Below are 17,969 nucleotides of genomic sequence, written 5' to 3' on the forward strand. Positions count from 1 at the left end.
GGTAGAGGTAGCTCTTAAACTGTCAACTGTCAACTGTCAACTGTCAACTGTTGAAGAATATTTTGATTAACCTTGAGGAGTAGGTTCGGCGACGTACTTGAAAGTAGGTTCCGAGTTCAAATCAGTCGGTTGATCCTTGCCATCACTAGACAAGTTAAAGAACAAATCTACTGTTGAATCTGGCGCGATATTTCCGAACATCGGATCGGTGAGTTTGCCCATAGATTGTAGAGCATTCATGAACATTTGAGTGTGGGAAATTTCCCGAGTCAGCAAGAAGTGCAGCGTCTTTTTGGTTCCAGCATCCGGCGCTAGTTTAATCAATGCTTCGTAGGTTTGGCGAGCTCCTGCTTCCGCACCGATATTAGCGCGCAAATCGCGCACGACATCGCCGCCTTCGTTGACATAGGCACCAGTCCAAGCTTGACCTTGGCTGTCCAACAAGTGCGGGCCTACGCCGCGCACTGCAAACAAAGTGCTTTTGTAAGCATCTGTTTGGTCAACGTTTTTGGTGTGAGCTTCAATTAATTTACCAACCATTTCTAAGTGGCTGAATTCTTCGATCGCAATATCTTGGAGCATATCCTTAATCTCTGCATTTTCACAGTGAAAGGACTGTACCCAGTATTGCAGAGCTGCTGTCAGTTCTCCGGTGGCTCCGCCAAACTGTTCTAGCAGCAATTGAGCAAAACGGGGGTTGGCTTCGTCTACTGTTACCGCAGACATTAGTTGCTTTTTGTGAAAAAACATCGATCGATACCTCTCTTTAGTTCGGTTGCAGACTTGTATCTGTATTTACGCTTCAGCATCCATTGTGCGACAAGCGATCGCACTGAACCTCGGTCGCTGGATACATCTAATAAGACAGATTTATCTGCTTTTAGATAGAGTTTAAATATGAAAGTTTAGTTAGTTGATTGACAGACAATATTACGATTTAGCAGCAGAATTATTGCTGCATTCGGTTAGCTTTGCTGACAAGGCATCGAGGTGACGCAGCCACTGAATGCCGCCTACCCAACTGCGAGATGGGAGGTGTCCAATTGGTGCTTGCTGAGTAAATTTAAGTTTTCCTGGACTGGTAGTTGAATTGTAAGTTGGCCAGTTTACCCGATCGCAAAATCTGACATAATCTCCCTTGACGCTTTCATAGATTTCCTTTTGGACGCTGAAGCCAAACCGACCTTGACTGTAGTGCAGCCACAGGCGATCGACTATTTGCAAATCTTCGCATGGTAACTTGTAAATTTGGCTGATTTCTAGCTGAATTCCCGGTGTCAGCGACAGAGATTGACACATCACGGCCCAAGTTTCGCGATCGGCTTCTTTCCACTTTTTAATTGACAAATAATTCCGCAGCTTGGTATAATCAACTCCCCTAGCAGAAAGTAGGGTTAATTCAAGATTTGAAATCATAGATAAGGACAAAGTTTCTGCGGAATTGGCTGCGGATTTTGGCAAAATCGGAGGTTTAGGAGTTTGTGCGGCGTTGAGATTAGCTGAGTTGGGGCTATCAACTATCGTAGGGGCGATCGGCATTTTGAGCGAAAGAAAAAGTTGAGGGCGAATATCTAAAGCTGCATTGATATCTTGCAAAACTTCCTCAGCAAAACTGTAGCGCCCAGAAAGATGAGTTTGCAGCAATTTATCTAAAATTTCACCTAAGTTGTGGCTAATACTTGTGCCTTTGGGGAGAAACTCGCGCCAAAACCAGCGCTCGGTTTTGTAGTCGTACATATCCAATGGCGGAACTTGCGTCATTAGGCGAATACAAGTAACACCTAAACTGTAAAGGTCGCTAGCAGGAAATACTTTGCCGCGCATTTGTTCGGGGGCTACATAATCTTGACTGCCGATGAGCGTTGCTGAACGAAGTAAAGCTGAATCAGTCAACAGTTTAGCAATGCCAAAATCAATCAATACGAGTTTATTGTCCGACAGGCGGCGGATAATATTTTCGGGTTTGATGTCACGGTGAACAACGTGGCTGTTGTGAATAAATTTCAGGACTGGTAACAAATCTTGCAGCAGTTGCCAAGTTTTATTTTCATCGTATACACTATCGTCTAATTCTTGTTTGAGAGTCGGCCCGTCTATAAATTCTTGAACTAAATAAATTTGTGTTTCTTGTTTGAAGCAGGCTAATAATTTGGGAATTTGCGGGTGTTTTAGGTCGTCTAAACGCACTGCTTCTTGGTGGAAGAGTTCAACGGCTTTTTTGAAAATTTCGGGGTCTCTGTCGTAAAAATAAAATTGCTTGACTGCGCAGCGCGGTTGCGATGGGATGTCTTCATCAATTGCTAGAAAAGTTTTGCCAAATCCGCCTCTACCTAAGAGTTGAATCGGCCGATATCGCTGTCTCAGCAATAGGTTAAAGTTGCAGTTTAAGCAAAGTTCTGCGGTGTTGGGGTTTTCGGGTTTTTGACATTCTGGATTTAGACAGTAACTCATATTGATTTTGGATTTTTTTTAAACGAACTGCGAAGCCGCGCGCAAGGGCAGCGCAAGCGCGAAGCAAGAAAGAAGAGAAGGATGAGGGAATTGATTGGGATCGGACGTAGGGTTGAAACCGCGTCTATACAAATGATGTCCGCACTCGATCGAGCGAGGCCGACGACCTTCGCGGACTGAACAAGATAATGTTATTTTAACCGCCTGGTCTTCAACAAAGCAGGCGAGTGGGTGTTTGTGTAGAAGTGGTTTCAACCGCCCGGTCTTCTGCTCCTGGATCGCGTGATTGCTTCCTAAGCGGGATTATTGCAGCTTTCTCAAACGAAAAATTGTGCTAAACTCAGGCTGTGCCAGGAATTTGAGGCACGATGGATGCGATCGCCTCTGGGACTCTGAAAAATATTTTTGCTGTACCCCTAGACTTGTGCTGAGATGTTATGTTATAGTTAAAAACGTTATGGCGAGTGTAGCCAAGTGGTTAAGGCAGTGGTTTGTGGTACCACCATTCGTGGGTTCAATTCCCATCATTCGCCCTTTGGATTTTATTGTGGAGATGCAGGTGCGCGTTGTGTGCGTAGATGCAGACGGCGGTTGAAACCGCGTCTATACAAACGATGTCTGCCTCCGCAGACTTAAGAAGGTAACGTGATTTTTATCGCCCGGTCTTCGTCTTCAACCGGCGTCCGGCTTGTTTCGTCTGTGTAGACGCGGTTTCAACCGCCCGGTCTTCTTAACCGGTGCACGGTGTACACCCTACTTCAATCGGTGCGCGATGCACACCCTACGAGCATATATGCTAATCTTAAATCCAATCTAAAATCTAACATCCAAAATCTAACATCAAAATATGCCATCTTTAGTAGCAGAAGATTGGGGATATAAATTTAGTGGCGATCGCACGATTAGTAAATTTATTGGCCAAGTTGAAGGAGACGCGGCTTTAGCGAAATATTGCGATTGGGAATGCAGAGAGCGGGCGGAAGTTTTGATGTCGGAAATAGCTGGTAAATTTCCGAGTCTTTTCTACGTGCGCCGCCAAAAGGTAAATGAGAGATTTTCTGAAGAGGAAATCTGGGAATTGATTCTTGCTACCGATGGAGATGATTTTGAATTACCCGAATTGCTGCAAAAAGCCGTGAAGCGAAGCTATCCCGAAGGGAATCGCACTTTACGATTACTCGCAACTGTACGCACAGAAGATGGAATCGGCGGATTGAAACTGCTGGATGCTGGTTTGGTGGCGCTTCCTAGAGGTAGAAAAGATGGCTATTCTTTACCGGTACAGTTGCGACTTTTGCCGAAAAGTCGCTCGCCAATTGCCGCAAAGTCGATCGCCCGCGTCCAACAAATGCCATTTTGGGACGACAGACACATACCGACAACCGAACAATTAAAAGTTTGGCACACTTTCTTAAATGTCGAACAGCGCATCGCCGAAGCGCGTCAATTTTGCGTACCTTTCCGCGCGCACAACTATGGTTCCGGCTTGAAAATCGTTACTTTTGAAATCGATCGCAATTCGGCAACTCTTGACGGCTACGAGGAGAATCCATTACAAGTCGGCGACTTTCGCGAAAGGCTGAAACAAGCCAGAAATGAAGACATTATTTTGTTTGATTCGCCGCCGGGAAGCCGCAGCAGTCGCGATGGCGAGACTTTGGGTAGCATTGCCGAAATTGACTTCGATCGTGGTAAATTACGGATTAAGTTGGATGTTGATTTGAGCGATCGCCTGGCGGGCGGTAGATATCAACTTCCCAAACAAGGATTTTTGTATTTCGAGGCGGCGGGCGATATCAGTCAGATCGATCGCAAAAAGAAAGCTTTAAAGATGCTGGCGGATGGCCGCGCTCAAAATCCCTATTTAAGCGAGTTTTTATTTGACTCTTCCCAGGCGAGAATTCCCGACAAGCTGGTAAAATTGGATCGGGAAAATTTATTAAATCGCAATGCTAACGACGACCAACTCGCTGCTGTGGAAATGGTGCTGTCGGCGCGGGATTTAATTTTAATTCAAGGGCCGCCGGGAACCGGGAAAACGACGGTGATTGCGGAAATTTGCTATCAAATTGCGCGTCAAGGCGGGAAAACCTTGATTGCTTCCCAAGCTAATTTAGCCGTTGATAATGCTTTGAGTCGGTTGGTGCACAATCCGGCGATTCGGGCTTTGCGGAAGGGAAAAGCCCATAAGGTGCAGGAAGAAGGCCAGCCGTTTTTAGAGGAAAATGCGATCGGCACTTGGTTGCAAAATACGGCTGCTGATTGCGAACAACAACTGTCGCAGCGCCAGATTAATGTCACATCTTTACAGCGGTTGCTGGCAGATTTCGACAGATTTAATGCCTACTCTGCCGCTGAGAGAGCTTTTTTTAAGGAACAAAAATACCTGCACGACGGGAAGGCGGAGGTTGAGGAAAAGTTGACCGCGCAATCAGCAGCGTATCAATTAAGTTTAACTGCTAAAAACGAGATTGCATCTTTGGTTGATGGGCTGGCAAATTTACTGGCGGCGCCGGAGATTAACTGGGAAAGTTCGGAAGTTGCCGAGTTTATGCCGAAACTCAAACCTTATTCTGAAGGCAATGTTTTAGTCGAAAACTTTATGGCAAATGTGCGGATTTGCGTCAGTCATACTATTCAAATAGAATTGGATCGCCCTAGTTGCGGTGCGTTTGGGATTGCGGTTTGGTTGCGGGAAACTGTAGCACCGCAATTATCCGAATTTGAGACGGCGGGCGATCGCGCCCAGGAGGTTTGTCACGCGATGTCAGGGGTTGCGGAGTCGCTACGGGTGTCGCAACAGTTGTCGGATGCGGTGAATCAACTACAGTTGGGCGACAAGCAAAATCAGACGCACCGCCACAATCTCGAACAGAAAATCAGTAATTTGGAACTGCGAAAAGCGGAAATTGCCGCCGTTGTCGTCGCCGTTGCAGAATGGATTGAGACGGCGGATACCCGACTTTATACTGTTGTGCAATCTTGCTGGGAAACGGGCGCGATGCTGACAGATGATATGGTAGAATTGCCCGCAGGACTTTTGAAAATTGCCCGATCGCTCAAATTGCCGATCGTCCCGTCGAAGTGTAAAATCAGTTTGCCCGATTTAGAAAGACTGCAAAAGGCGATCGCCCATGAAGCCAGCGCGGGTTTTAAGGACATTCAAGGGCAGCAGTTCCGGTTTAGCGAGTTTTTGCACCTAAATTTGATTCAAATGCCGATCGTGCTCGCTGCGGGCGATCGGGCGCAATGGCAACAACTAGCCAAAGACTTCGCCAGCTATTCCCAAGTCAGTCAAAGCCAGCGCAAATTTATCCTCGAAAAAGCTGACACTTTCTTAGCTAACATCCAACAATTTTACGGTCAATCATTGCATCCAAATCAAATCCAAGAAACCTTCGATCGTCTTGTCAAAGAATTGCTGCACACTATTCTCGGAAACGCCCGTCAGTGCATAGTTCCCCTGAAAACTGAAACCGAACAACAACTAATTAAACAGCAACAGTTATTAGATAAAATCGGTCAAACTGTCAGTCAGCAACAAATATCCACCGCCCAAGTTCAAGTACAAGCCGCGCAGCAAGAGGCGAACTTAAAAATTAGCGAAGTTACGAATCAATTGCAAGCAATTGTCGAGCAGCCAAAGGTTCCCGAAAAGTTGCGGATTCTCGCCCAACAATATCTCGCGCAAAAGTCGAATATTTGGGAACAGCCGCAGCAGTTTTTCAAGCAAGTTGAGAATTGGAAAACCAGCGTTATTCAGCTTGAAAAATCAATTGCTGACTTAGATCCGTTCGGCATTTTAGAAGTTATCAAAACTACTCTTGACGAGCAATTATCCCCGCTACAAATTGCCGCTACAACTGCACAGGAGGAACTCGCGACACTGCAAACAGAATTGAGCGAGATTACGGCTAAACTGCAACAGCAGCAACCAGCGCCAGAATTAATTGTAGAGAGAAATTGGTGGAAATCAGCATGGCAAAATATCCCCAATAAATACCAAATAGAAGTTCCCAGTGCCGGATTATTTAGCGTAGATTTTTTAACCAAAATCAAGCGATTGTTCAAACATTGGCAGCGGGAATTAGAACGAGAAGAAATAGCCCTCAATCGTTCTCAAAACTTTGTCACAGATTGGATTGAAAAACTCCGCAATCCATCTGAAAAAGACCGCAATGATTTAAAGCAAATTTATATTGACAATGCGAACGTCATCGGCATTACCTGCGTACAAGCTGCCAGCTTTGATTTTAGCAAAAACTTTCCCAGCTTTGATGCAGTCATCATTGACGAAGTGAGTAAATGCACTCCGCCAGAGTTGTTAATCCCCGCGTTGAAGGGCAGAAAATTAGTATTAGTGGGCGATCACAGGCAATTACCGCCGATGTTCAATCAAAGTACGATCGATGATATTGCTGAAGACATCGGCTGTACCGGAGATGAACTGAGCTTTATCAAAGAATCGCTGTTCAAAATATTGTTTGAAAAAGCTAACGACGGCATCAAAAAAATGCTGACAACTCAATACCGAATGCACCCGCAAATTATGGGTGCAATCAATCAGTTTTACCAGCAAAAGCTCAACTGTGGCATTCTGGAAGCAGACACGAGGCGCGCGCACCATCTCGCAGGTGACACCATCAAAGAAAACAATCACATCCTGTGGGTGAAAACGCCCGTGGGACAAGGGTTTGAGGAGGGAAAACAGGGTACTTCGCGGTTGAATGTCAAGGAGATAGATGCGATCGAGCTTTTGTGCGAACAGATGGAAACCGCTTGGCGGCCTAAAATGGTAGAGGGCGAACCGCCGAAGGAAATCGGGATTATCACTTTTTACGGTGCTCAATTGAATGCAATTAAAGATAGAATTGCCGCCGAAAGATTCCCTTCTTTGAGTATCCGCACAGGTACGGTTGACATCTTTCAAGGCATGGAAAGACCTGTGATTATTGTCAGCACAGTGTGCAATAATATTAGAGGCGATATTGGATTTGCTAAGGAACCGGAACGGGTGAATGTGGCTTTTTCTCGCGCTCAAGAATTGTTAATAGTTGTCGGCTGTCACGATTTATTTACGCAACAAACAGGTACTGTCGGAAAAATGTATCAGGAAGTTTCAAAAACGGTGCGTCAATGCGGAGGTTTTGTAGATGTTGCTAGCATCCTCAGCTAAACAAATTGACGCGAATTTAAGTTCGCTAGCTGCACAAATTGAGCAACAAAACCCTGATTTGTCGGTGTTGGCGGCGCGTCAATTCCGCTTTGCTATCCGCCAAACTCCGCTGGAGGTGACAGTTAGCGAACCTCGCGAGTTTAACGTGTTGGAAGAGTTTATTTTGCGGGCGGGTGTTGAGTTTGAACCCGCGCCAACTTTGCAGGAATTGGCGGATTTGTTGGGGTTGGATCGGGTTTTTGTGAAGACTGCGGCGACGACTCTGGCTAGTTTGGAGATTTTGGAGGTGGCGGAAAATGGTAAAATTGCGATCGCGCCTTTAGCCCAAGATTTTTTTGATAAAAGTGCAGTTAGTCGATCGCAAATCCAATCAATTTACGCCATTTCCGATCCGTTAAACCAAACTCTCACCTTCAAGTTCGACGCTTTACCCGCAGAATCAATCAACTTACCAGATTTAGCAGACTTCGTATCCCTCGAACATAAAATTACCGACCTTGCGGATTTAAGCATAGCAGAAATCCAGCCGCTGATCCAAGCTTCCAGCCTAGGGATTCACGTCCCCGAAAACGGCAAAATCGTCTCGAAGTGCGATGTCATCGGCGATGATGTGGAGATTTGGCAAATTGTATCAGTTTTTGTGTTGCAGGATGCGATCGAAAATAAAACTACGATTCAACTCCGACAAGGAAAGCAAATATTAGAAACAGCATCAAATCAGCTAAATGATATCGAATCTCAGCAGAAACTATTGTTGAATGAATTGTGCAAATCAACCGCAGAAATCGCACAGCCCGAGTCAGAAACAATCCCGGTTCCTAAAACTCGCCAACAGACATCAAAGAAGAAACGCAAAGAAATAGAATCAGAAAACAAGTAAGATGCGGACTGAAGTCCGCACTACAAACCAGTTCGTAGTGAGGACTTCAGTCCGCAAATTCTCTCCCAATCTTGTAGGGTGCGTCAGTTTTAGATTTACTAGGCAAAAATCAGGATTTCTCACTGACGCACCCGACAATAATCACATTTACTTGTTTCTTTAACTATTGTGTAAGGTGCGTCGCCATTAGATTGTTAATTGAATTTAGAGATTGTCGATGGCGACGCACCCTACAAATACTTAGTATTTTACTGATTGACAATATACTGTGATTTGTTATAATTTATAGTTGTACGCGATCGTGCGGAGATTAAAATTGTGTCTGCCAAAGATACCTTCCACGAATCAGTAAAACGGGCCCTTCAAAAAGAACAGTGGGTGATTACTGCCGATCCACTAAAGTTTAAGTTTGGCAATATTAAATTTCAGGTCGATTTGGGAGCAGAAAGGTTAGTCGCAGCGGAGCGAGGAGGGGAGAAAATTGCAGTCGAAATCAAAAGCTTCCTCAATCCTTCTGTAATTACAGACTTTTATGCTGCATTGGGACAATTTCTCAGTTATCGGCTAGGGCTGGCATCTGTTGAACCTAATCGAAAATTATATTTGGCAGTACCAATAGACGTGTATAGAACATTTTTTCAGTCTGAATTTACTCAAGCTGCGGTACAACAGTATCAGGTATTTCTCATCGTATACGATTCAACAAATGAGGTGATTGTGCAATGGACAAGCTAGCTCAATATCGTCAATACGTTCAAATATTAATGAGCCGCTATGCCGAAGATGATGTTTCCGATGATGAAGTCGAAGTGCAACTTATCTGCGACACAGAACGAGATCATTATCAGTGGATGAATGTCGGCTGGGAACACTTAACTAGGATTTATCAAACCATCATTCACATTGACATCAAAGACGGAAAAATCTGGCTTCAACAAAATTTGACCGAGGAAAATCCAGCGGAGGAATTAGTTGCAATGGGAGTACCGAGAGAGGATATTGTTTTGGGATTGCAACCGCCATACAAACGACCGTATACTGATTATGGGGTAGCGTAAACAGTTGACAGTTGACAGTTGACAGTTGACAGTTGACAGTATTTTCTATCCTGTAGGGTGCGTTAGTCTTAGGATGACAAGGAAAAATTCAGATTTTTCTAACTGACTTACCTGACTATCATGACCGAATAGCAAGGGTTTGAAGCCCCAGCATGAAGGTAGATTGTGATAAGAACGGAGTTTAAATCTCCGTTCTTATCATTTCGCACTCATCTGTCAACTGTCAACTGTCAACTGTCAATTGTTTACTGAGCCTTAACGCATTTCAGCATCCGCAAAGTAGCCGCCGCCGCGTAATTCCGCTTTGCCGCATCATCGGGAGCAAAACGAGTTCCAACTTCGTTAACAGCGGAAGCAACAGAACAATAAGCAGACATTTGAGTAATAATAGCAGCAGCCCAATGATTTTGAGTGTCTGAAAAAGTTTTAGGCGGCTCTTTTTCAACTAAATTTGGCTGCATTCCCCGCGCGGACAAACCAAATTCTGATGCTCTTCGCAGCACCGCCATCAATTCAGCGCGAGTCACTGATTGCATAGGTTTAAAAGTTCCATCTTGATAGCCGCTAACTATCTTATTGTCCCGCGCAAATTGCACTTTTCCGGCACTCCAGCGCGTGCTATCAACGTCGCTATACGGACGAGTAGAAACATTGGTAGGAAATGTGATGTTAGCACCTTGAATTCCTTTTAAAGATTCCAATACTAAAGATACCAATTGCTCTCGCGTAACGGCAAGCTGCGGCCGAAATGTATTATCTTGAGCAAAGCCGGCGACAAACCCAAGACCCACAGCTTCTTTAATTTCGGAAGCGTAGATATCGCGAGCAATATCGCCGAATGTATTGCCGCCAGTATTACCTCCGGTATTCCCTCCAGTATTACCTCCGGTATTTCCGCCAGTATTTCCGCCAGTATTTCCGCCAGTATTTCCGCCAGTATTTCCGATTTCTCCCGGTGCGGTTTGACTGCTAGTGAAATAAAAGTGACCTAATACTTTCCCTTGATAAGTTCTTTTACTAAAGCGCCAAGCGGGATCGAGAGTAATTTTCATAAAGCCGTTAGTATTGCCGTTGGTGCGGCCGATAATTATCGGTTTAGCGTTCGGATCGCTGGGAATTCCCATTAATACCACATTGCCATCAATACTTTGCAATATTAGGCTGTATTTTAATGCTAAATCGGTGCCGGCCATGCGAATAGAAAAGCCGTTGCTGTCTGTGGCGCGGCCGCAAATGCCGGTGAAATCAAAAGTAGCTAATAACGGCTCGACTGTCACGGGATTAGAACCACTTTCGCTCCAGCACTTCCGTCTGTCTGTCACCTGTTCTACTATGAGTAATTGGTAGCCGGTCAGACCGCCCGGTTGGGCGATCGCAATTACTCGATCTTGGTTAATTTCGGTTTCGTCAAATGTATATGCTTTCGCCGGAGCGATCGCCCCGAGTGTTAAAATTGCTGAACCGACAAGTGCGGCCGCTGCTCGTACCAGTGAATGTTTCATAGTTTTTCCCTATTTACCCCTTATTTTGGTCAGACATCTCTAGAAGATGAAAAGGTCGCGGTCTTCAGACAACAAGATAGAATTTTACCATTTGTTGTTCCAGCGATCTCAAGTGCGATCGATTTCGGTTAGAGGGGATGATACTGCAATGCGATCGTTAATGCACTGCTGCGATCGCCAGCCAAGACGATCGCACGTAAGGAAACATATTCCGAAATGCGCTGTTATGCTCGATCGCTCACGACAGCTCGCACGTAAGGAAACATATTATTATTCGGATGGCTGTGGAAACAATATTTATTGCGGGAAAAAGCGCAATATACCAAAAAAACGGTGCGTTAACAAGCGTGTAACGCACCCTAAAACAAATATTCAAAACGTGCTTTCTCTAGCTAGCGGAACATACTGCTAACAGAACTATCTTCGTGAATCCGCCAGATAGTTTCGCCCAGCAAATTCGCTACCGAAAGCACCGTCAACTGCTCAAAACGGTTCTCTTCAGGTACGGGAATTGTATTTGTCACAATTATCTCTTCAAATACTCCGCTAGACAAACGCTCGATCGCCGGAGGTGAAAAAACTGCATGAGTAGCACAAGCATAAACCTGCCTCGCACCCTCGCGGCGCAACAATCTTGCGCCTTCGGAAATCGTGCCCGCAGTATCGATCATATCGTCCACTAACACGGCTGTTTTGCCTCTGACATCTCCGATGACGTTCATCACTTCGGCGACGTTGTGAGCTTGACGACGCTTGTCAATAATTGCCAGGGGAGCATCGCCAAGCTTTTTGGCAAAAGCTCTCGCCCTGGCGACTCCGCCCACATCCGGCGAAACCACAACAATATCTGTCAACTGCTTGCTCGCCAGATAATCTAAAAGGACTGGCGAACCGTAAACATGATCGAAGGGAATGTCAAAATAACCTTGAATCTGAGCCGAGTGCAAATCCATCCCCAAAATGCGATTGGCTCCAGCTTCAGTAATCAAATTCGCTACCAACTTCGCAGTAATTGACTCTCTGCCGGCTGTTTTGCGATCGGCTCTAGCATAGCCGTAGTAGGGAATCACGGCAGTAACTTGTCTGGCAGAAGCGCGGCGACAAGCATCGATCATAATTAACAATTCCATCAGGCGATCGTTCACCGGACAGCAAGTAGGCTGAATCAAGTAAACATCGCAACCCCGAATCGATTCTTGAATTTGAACGTAGAGTTCCCCATCAGCGAACCGCTTGCGAACCATCGGCCCCAGATCGATCCCCAGATAGCGAGCCACCTCTTGGGCGAGGGGAACATTAGCAGAACCGGAGAACAGCCGCAGACGGTCGTGAGCAGAAACCGGCGGCTCGGGAAGCGGAAGCGGTAAAGTAGCAGAACGGATCACAGCAGGCCTCTTGCAAGACGTTTATTTAATCGCCATCTTACCATCTGAAATTAGAAATGTTCAGCCAATATTTGGAGAGATTTAACTTTCGGGGTGGCGGGAAGTGTTAACTTAGGCGAACGAAATATGAGTTGCAGAAATATCTCCGATAAACAGGGTTAATGGCGGGCTGTGCACAGAGGGAAGAAGCAAGCCGGAAGAGGGAAGAAGCAAGACCCAAAAAGCAATACAGCGAGGAAGAAGCACTAAAATCAAGGGTTTCGGCAATGCCAGAACGCCCGCAGCGCATGGCCAGACGCCTAAAAATTCTGTTTGGCATCAATCGCGCCTTTACTCCTTGTGCTGCCGCCCCAAATAGACTGTCTCTCACCGAAGCCATCCGGGTGCAAGACGATCGAAACGCCACCAACAGGCAATAAACTTGCAAAATACTGTAAAAACAGTTAAGAATCGGAAGCATACTCCTGATTTTTGATAGAGCAAAGCAAGGTAGAAATCGATGAGCTTAAGAGAACGCATTGACGCAGAAATCAAAGCAGCCATGAAGTCCAAGGACAAAGTTCGCTTGGAAACTGTTCGCGGCATCAAGAAAGTTATTCTCGAAAAAGAAGTCAGCCTCCGTCCCTCAGGACAAGAGACGCTGACAGAAGCTCAAGAATTGGAAATTTTGATGCAGATAGCTAAACAGCGCCGGGATTCGATCGACCAATACCGCAAAGGTGGCCGCGAGGACTTAGTGGCTCAGGAGGAGGCGGAGTTGGCCATTCTCGAAGAGTATTTGCCGGCGCAGATGTCTGATGAAGAGGTGAGTCAAGTGGTTGACGAGGTGATTGCTTCGGTGGGCGCTACTTCTGCAAAAGATATGGGTAAGGTGATGGGCAAGGCTATGCAGCAGCTTAAGGGCAAAGCAGATGGTAACAGAATTCAAGACATGGTGAAAGCAAAGCTTAACAGTTGACAGTGGACAGTGGACAGTGGACAGTTGACAGTTGGCAGTTGACAGTTGACAGTTGACAGAAAAGCAGGAAAGCAGTCATTAGTCAGCAGTCATTAGTCAGCAGTCATCAGTCAGCAGTCATCAGAGTCAGGAAGGATTTAACAGCAAATCTCCTGCGGTTTCTCTTTGCGGACGGGGTTTAGGGGTCTATCGCAAAGCAACCGCAGGGGGTTTGTCCCTGCATTGAGTTAGAGGTTGTCCCTGTTTGACTTGGAAAAAATCCAATTTCTCAAAGTTGCTCAAAAAGAAGTAAAATGCTAACTTTCGTCGGGACTGGGAACTACAGACAGTGGAGTAAGCTCTTGGGCATTAATAGACCTAGGATTACTAAGTCTGCCAGCGATCGTCTATTTTTTAACTTCTACTTAAACTTATGCAGCCACCTATTGCTATTGGAACTCTCCTACAAAACCGCTACCGCTTGGTAAGTATTTTAGGTCAAGGAGGATTTGGCCGGACTTATTTAGTAGAAGACGAGGGGCGGTTTAAAGAACGCTGTGCCCTCAAGGAATTGATTCCGATGCAAAGCGGGCCTTACGTTTTGGAAAAATCGAAGGAATTGTTTCAAAGAGAGGCGGCAATACTTTACCAAATTGCCCACCCGCAAATTCCCCAGTTTCGGGCAATATTTGAAGAGAATCAACGTTTGTTTTTAGTGCAGGATTACGTGGAAGGGATGACTTACCGCGAACTGTTGCTCGATCCTTCTACAAGTAGCACTTTGGGTGAAGCAGAAGTCTTAGTATTTATCCGGCAAATGCTGCCGGTACTGGCTCACATCCACGCCCGGGGCATCATCCACCGCGATATCTCGCCGGAAAATATCATCCGCCGGGAAATGGATCAGTTGCCGGTACTGATTGACTTTGGAGTGGTGAAAGAACTCGCCACCAAAGTGCAGTCTCCCGAAGGCACAGCCCACGCGACAACTGTGGGTAAAATCGGCTACGCGCCGATGGAACAGTTGCAAAGCGGGCGCGCCACTGCCAGCAGCGACCTGTATGCTTTAGCTGTAACAGCGATCGTCCTGCTGACGGGCAAAGAACCGCAGGAATTGCTGGATCAAACGACTTTACAGTGGAATTGGCAGCAGCGAGTGCAGGTAAGCGCGGGCTTGGCTGCGGTGCTGAATCGGATGTTAAATCGCTCTCCGGGCGATCGATATCAATCTGTCAGCGAAGTCGCCCAAGCACTTGACGGCAAAATTAATCCTCAGCCTCAATCTAACGTGCCAACTGCACCGCCAGCATCAGCAGTCGTGCCGTCAAATGCTTCGCTAATCGCAACCGTAGCCGTGGGTAGGCCGCCCGAACCCGAGCCGATGGTGCCCCTAAGTGCCGGCCCGCAAAACCAGCCAGATCCGCTAATTGAGCCCGCTGGTGGCTCTTTTTGGGACAATCCCGCCGCTGCGATCGGACTGCTAACGGGCTTAGTTATTTTGACAGGCTTCGGTTCCTGGGCATTAGTAGGTTCATTTCTCAACAAACCCACGCCCAAGGCGACTCCAACCCCAGCAGAAATCGCAACTCCGACACCGAGACTGACTCCGCTACCAAACCCAGAACCTTTGCCAACTCCAACTCCACAACTGACACCAAGCCCAAGCCCAGAACCGAACCCAAGCCCAAGCCCAGAACCGAACCCAAGCCCAAGCCCAGAACCTTTACCGGAACCGACCCCAGCGCCGGAACCGGAACCGACGCCAGCGCCGAACCCAAGCCCAAGCCCAGAACCTTTACCGGAACCGACTCCCGCACCGACTCCGGCGCCAGAACCGACTCCGGCGCCAGCGCCCAAACCGACTCCGGCACCGACTCCGGCGCCCAAACCGACTCCGACTCCGACTCCGGCGCCAGCGCCCAAACCGACTCCGGCACCGACTCCAGCACCGAAACCGACTCCGGCACCGACTCCGGCACCCAAACCGACCCCAGTACCGACTCCCGCGCCATCACCGACTCCAGCGCCGGAACCTGCACCTGCACCTGCACCAACTCCTGCACCGGAACCTGCACCTGCACCTGCACCAACTCCTGCGCCGGAACCTGCACCTGCACCTGCACCGACTCCCGCACCCTCGCCTTCACCCTAGTTCTGGCAAAATTCCTCTAGACTAAAGTGGAAGTCAATTACTTACTAGCTATTTCCCAATGAACTCGCTGCTGATTGCTGGAACTGATACCGACGCGGGCAAAACTGTTTTGACCAGTGCTTTGGCTGCTTATTGGCAAATGTATTTTCCCGATCGCAGTTTGGGAATTATGAAGCTGTTGCAAACCGGCACGGGCGATCGCGAACTCTACACCCGTTTATTTAGCCTCGACCAATCCCCCGAAGAACTCAATCCGCTGCACTTTGGCGCGCCTCTAGCACCACCGATTGCTGCGGAACGCGAGGGGAGACAGATCGAACTCGAAAAGGTTTGGACGGCGCTGCAAAGCCTGACTGAGCGCAAGAAATTTGTGCTGATCGAGGCTTTGGGAGGGCTGGGTTCCCCTGTAACGCGGGAACTGACGGTGGCGGATATTGCCCGAGATTGGCGGCTGAGGGGCGTTTTGGTGGTACCTGTGAGGTTGGGTGCGATCGGGCAAGCTGTAGCGAATGTTGCTCTCGCCAGACACACTGGTTTTCAGCTTAGAGGTATTGTCCTCAATTGCGTTCAAGCTTGTTCGGAACAAGAAATTGCCGATTTGGCGCCGATCGATTTAATCCAGTCCCTGACTCAAATACCCGTGTTGGGTACTTTGCCGCATTTAGACGATCCAAATGACTTGACAAAATTAGCGGCATCAGCATCAGAATTAGACTTAGAGCGATTACTTCCGGGAGTTAATTTAATACCTCAGATTGCTAAATAACCCCATTCTCAACACCTCTATTTTTGATTTTTTTTGCGTACTGTGTGGCCTCTGTGGTTAAAAAATAAGATTTTATTTTAACCGCAGAGAGCACAGAGAAGAAAAAGAGAGAGTTTTACAGATTATTTAACTGGTTCTCAGGTAGAGCCAGGTAACAAGTAAAACAAATAATATCAAATCCACTCTTCATCGTCCTGTATTAATCTCTCTCTTCTCTTCCTTTGCGTCCTTTGCGCCTTCGCGGTTAAATCATTCCGATGCAACCGGAAACGATATAACAAGTAACAAGTAACAAGTAACAAGTAACAAGTAACAAGTAACAAATAATATGGTTTCTACTGTACCGAATTTAACAGATATCGATTTATCTCAACTGCGGCTGGAGATTAGAAATTTGCAGCCTCAGCTAGTCGAATGGCGGCGCCGCTTGCACCAAAAGCCGGAGTTGGGTTTTGATGAGAATTTAACAGCTCAGTTTGTCTCGCAAAAGTTGCAAGAATGGGGAATTGAGCATCAAACTAATATTGCTAAAACCGGTGTTGTCGCAACTATCGACAGCGGAAAGCCGGGGCGAGTTTTGGCAATTCGGGCGGATATGGATGCTTTGCCGATTCAAGAGGAAAATGAGGTGGATTATCGATCGCAGCATGATGGTATTATGCACGCTTGCGGTCACGACGGCCACACTGCGATCGCCCTGGGAACAGTTTGTTATCTCGCCAAGCACAAACACAGCTTTTCGGGTAAGGTAAAATTCATCTTTCAGCCCGCCGAAGAAGGCCCGGGCGGCGCCAAACCGATGATTGAAGCCGGAGTTTTGCAGAATCCTGACGTTGAGGCGATCGTCGGCTTGCATTTGTGGAACAATCTACCATTAGGCACTGTAGGCGTCCGCAGCGGCGCCCTGATGGCGGCTGTAGAAGTTTTTGACTGCACGATTTTTGGCAAAGGCGGGCACGGTGGAATGCCACATCAGACTGTAGATGCGATCGTCGTTACAGCCCAAATTGTCAGCGCCCTACAGACAATTGTCGCACGGAACGTTGACCCGATCGACTCAGCGGTAGTCACAGTCGGTAAATTCCACGCAGGACACACCCACAACGTCATCGCTGACACCGCCCAAATCGGCGGTACAGTGCGCTATTTCAATCCCACATATCGAGGTTATTTCTCTAAGCGAATCGAGCAAGTAATTGCCGGGATTTGTCAGAGTCACGGCGCAAGTTACCAACTAGATTATTCTTCGATTTATCCGCCAGTCATCAACGATTCGAGCATGGCTCAATTGGTGCGCAGCGTAGCAGAATCGGTTGTAGAAACTCCTGCGGGAATAGTACCAGAATGTCAAACAATGGGCGGGGAGGATATGTCATTCTTTTTGCAACAAGTCCCCGGCTGCTATTTCTTTTTAGGTTCTGCTAATCCCGAGAAAAACTTAGCTTACCCGCACCACCACCCGCGTTTTGATTTTGATGAAACTGCTTTGGGGATGGGTGTAGAAATGTTTGTGCGTTGCGTAGAAAAGTTTTGCGGTTAGACTGGGCGGTTGGGGTGCATCTGCCGCAAGGCAAATATATCCGTAGGGGCGAAGCATGACCGTAGTGAATATGGGATGATAACTAATAACTTATCTGCGGTCATGCTTCTTCAGGCTTCAAA

Annotated in this window: 13 protein-coding genes and 1 tRNA gene; 10 read left to right on the forward strand and 4 right to left on the reverse strand. The window is 47.0% G+C overall.

Features of this window, described 5'->3' with window-relative positions:
- Positions 1 to 66 precede the first annotated feature (66 nt).
- A complete protein-coding gene (locus tag QT974_RS13795; RefSeq protein ID WP_333469041.1) occupies positions 67 to 750 on the reverse strand; it encodes a manganese catalase family protein in 684 nt (227 codons plus the stop codon).
- A gap of 180 nt (positions 751 to 930) precedes the next feature.
- Positions 931 to 2,451 (reverse strand): serine/threonine-protein kinase, encoded by a 1,521-nt coding sequence (locus QT974_RS13800; RefSeq protein WP_333469042.1) that lies wholly within the window; start codon positions 2,449 to 2,451, stop codon positions 931 to 933.
- Between the two features lie 460 nt (positions 2,452 to 2,911).
- On the opposite strand from QT974_RS13800, the gene QT974_RS13805 reads away from it, so the two are divergent.
- The 5 genes from QT974_RS13805 to QT974_RS13825 all read left to right on the forward strand — a co-directional run bounded on the left by QT974_RS13805 (position 2,912) and on the right by QT974_RS13825 (position 9,565).
- A tRNA-His gene (locus QT974_RS13805) sits at positions 2,912 to 2,984 on the forward strand.
- 314 nt (positions 2,985 to 3,298) lie between these two features.
- Positions 3,299 to 7,627 (forward strand): AAA domain-containing protein, encoded by a 4,329-nt coding sequence (locus tag QT974_RS13810; protein ID WP_333469043.1) that lies wholly within the window; start codon positions 3,299 to 3,301, stop codon positions 7,625 to 7,627.
- Positions 7,605 to 8,507, forward strand: coding sequence for a hypothetical protein (locus tag QT974_RS13815; RefSeq protein WP_333469044.1), 903 nt, complete (start codon positions 7,605 to 7,607; stop codon positions 8,505 to 8,507). The genes QT974_RS13810 and QT974_RS13815 overlap by 23 nt, the downstream gene beginning before the upstream one ends.
- Positions 8,508 to 8,825: 318 nt before the next feature.
- Positions 8,826 to 9,242 carry a XisH family protein gene (locus QT974_RS13820; RefSeq protein ID WP_333469045.1) on the forward strand — a complete coding sequence of 139 codons (417 nt, stop codon included), beginning with the start codon at positions 8,826 to 8,828 and terminating at the stop codon, positions 9,240 to 9,242.
- Entirely contained in the window at positions 9,230 to 9,565 is a 336-nt protein-coding gene (locus QT974_RS13825; protein WP_333469046.1) for a XisI protein, read from the forward strand. Before QT974_RS13820 ends, QT974_RS13825 begins: the two co-directional genes overlap by 13 nt.
- A gap of 245 nt (positions 9,566 to 9,810) precedes the next feature.
- On the opposite strand, the gene QT974_RS13830 is transcribed toward QT974_RS13825, so the two are convergent.
- Together QT974_RS13830 and QT974_RS13835 are read right to left on the reverse strand one after the other, a co-directional pair.
- A complete protein-coding gene (locus QT974_RS13830) occupies positions 9,811 to 11,067 on the reverse strand; it encodes a DUF3747 domain-containing protein (RefSeq protein ID WP_333469047.1) in 1,257 nt (418 codons plus the stop codon).
- A gap of 392 nt (positions 11,068 to 11,459) precedes the next feature.
- Complete coding sequence (locus tag QT974_RS13835; RefSeq protein WP_333469048.1) at positions 11,460 to 12,452, reverse strand: ribose-phosphate pyrophosphokinase; 993 nt, start codon at positions 12,450 to 12,452, stop codon at positions 11,460 to 11,462.
- A gap of 161 nt (positions 12,453 to 12,613) precedes the next feature.
- On the opposite strand from QT974_RS13835, the gene QT974_RS13840 reads away from it, so the two are divergent.
- The 5 genes from QT974_RS13840 (at position 12,614) to QT974_RS13860 (ending at position 17,847) form a co-directional block, all read left to right on the forward strand.
- Positions 12,614 to 12,871, forward strand: a complete 258-nt coding sequence (locus tag QT974_RS13840) for a hypothetical protein (RefSeq protein WP_333469049.1) — start codon at positions 12,614 to 12,616, stop codon at positions 12,869 to 12,871.
- Positions 12,872 to 12,951: 80 nt separating this feature from the next.
- On the forward strand, positions 12,952 to 13,410 hold the full coding sequence (locus QT974_RS13845) for a GatB/YqeY domain-containing protein (RefSeq protein WP_333469050.1): 459 nt from the start codon (positions 12,952 to 12,954) through the stop codon (positions 13,408 to 13,410).
- A 412-nt stretch (positions 13,411 to 13,822) separates the two neighbouring features.
- Entirely contained in the window at positions 13,823 to 15,541 is a 1,719-nt protein-coding gene (locus tag QT974_RS13850) for a protein kinase domain-containing protein (RefSeq protein WP_333469051.1), read from the forward strand.
- 58 nt (positions 15,542 to 15,599) lie between these two features.
- Positions 15,600 to 16,307, forward strand: a complete 708-nt coding sequence (gene bioD, locus QT974_RS13855; protein ID WP_333469052.1) for a dethiobiotin synthase — start codon at positions 15,600 to 15,602, stop codon at positions 16,305 to 16,307.
- A 328-nt stretch (positions 16,308 to 16,635) separates the two neighbouring features.
- Positions 16,636 to 17,847 carry a M20 family metallopeptidase gene (locus tag QT974_RS13860; RefSeq protein WP_333469053.1) on the forward strand — a complete coding sequence of 404 codons (1,212 nt, stop codon included), beginning with the start codon at positions 16,636 to 16,638 and terminating at the stop codon, positions 17,845 to 17,847.
- Positions 17,848 to 17,969: the final 122 nt, after the last annotated feature.

The organism is Microcoleus sp. BM001215392, from assembly GCF_036700185.1.
Lineage (GTDB): Bacteria > Cyanobacteriota > Cyanobacteriia > Cyanobacteriales > Microcoleaceae > Microcoleus.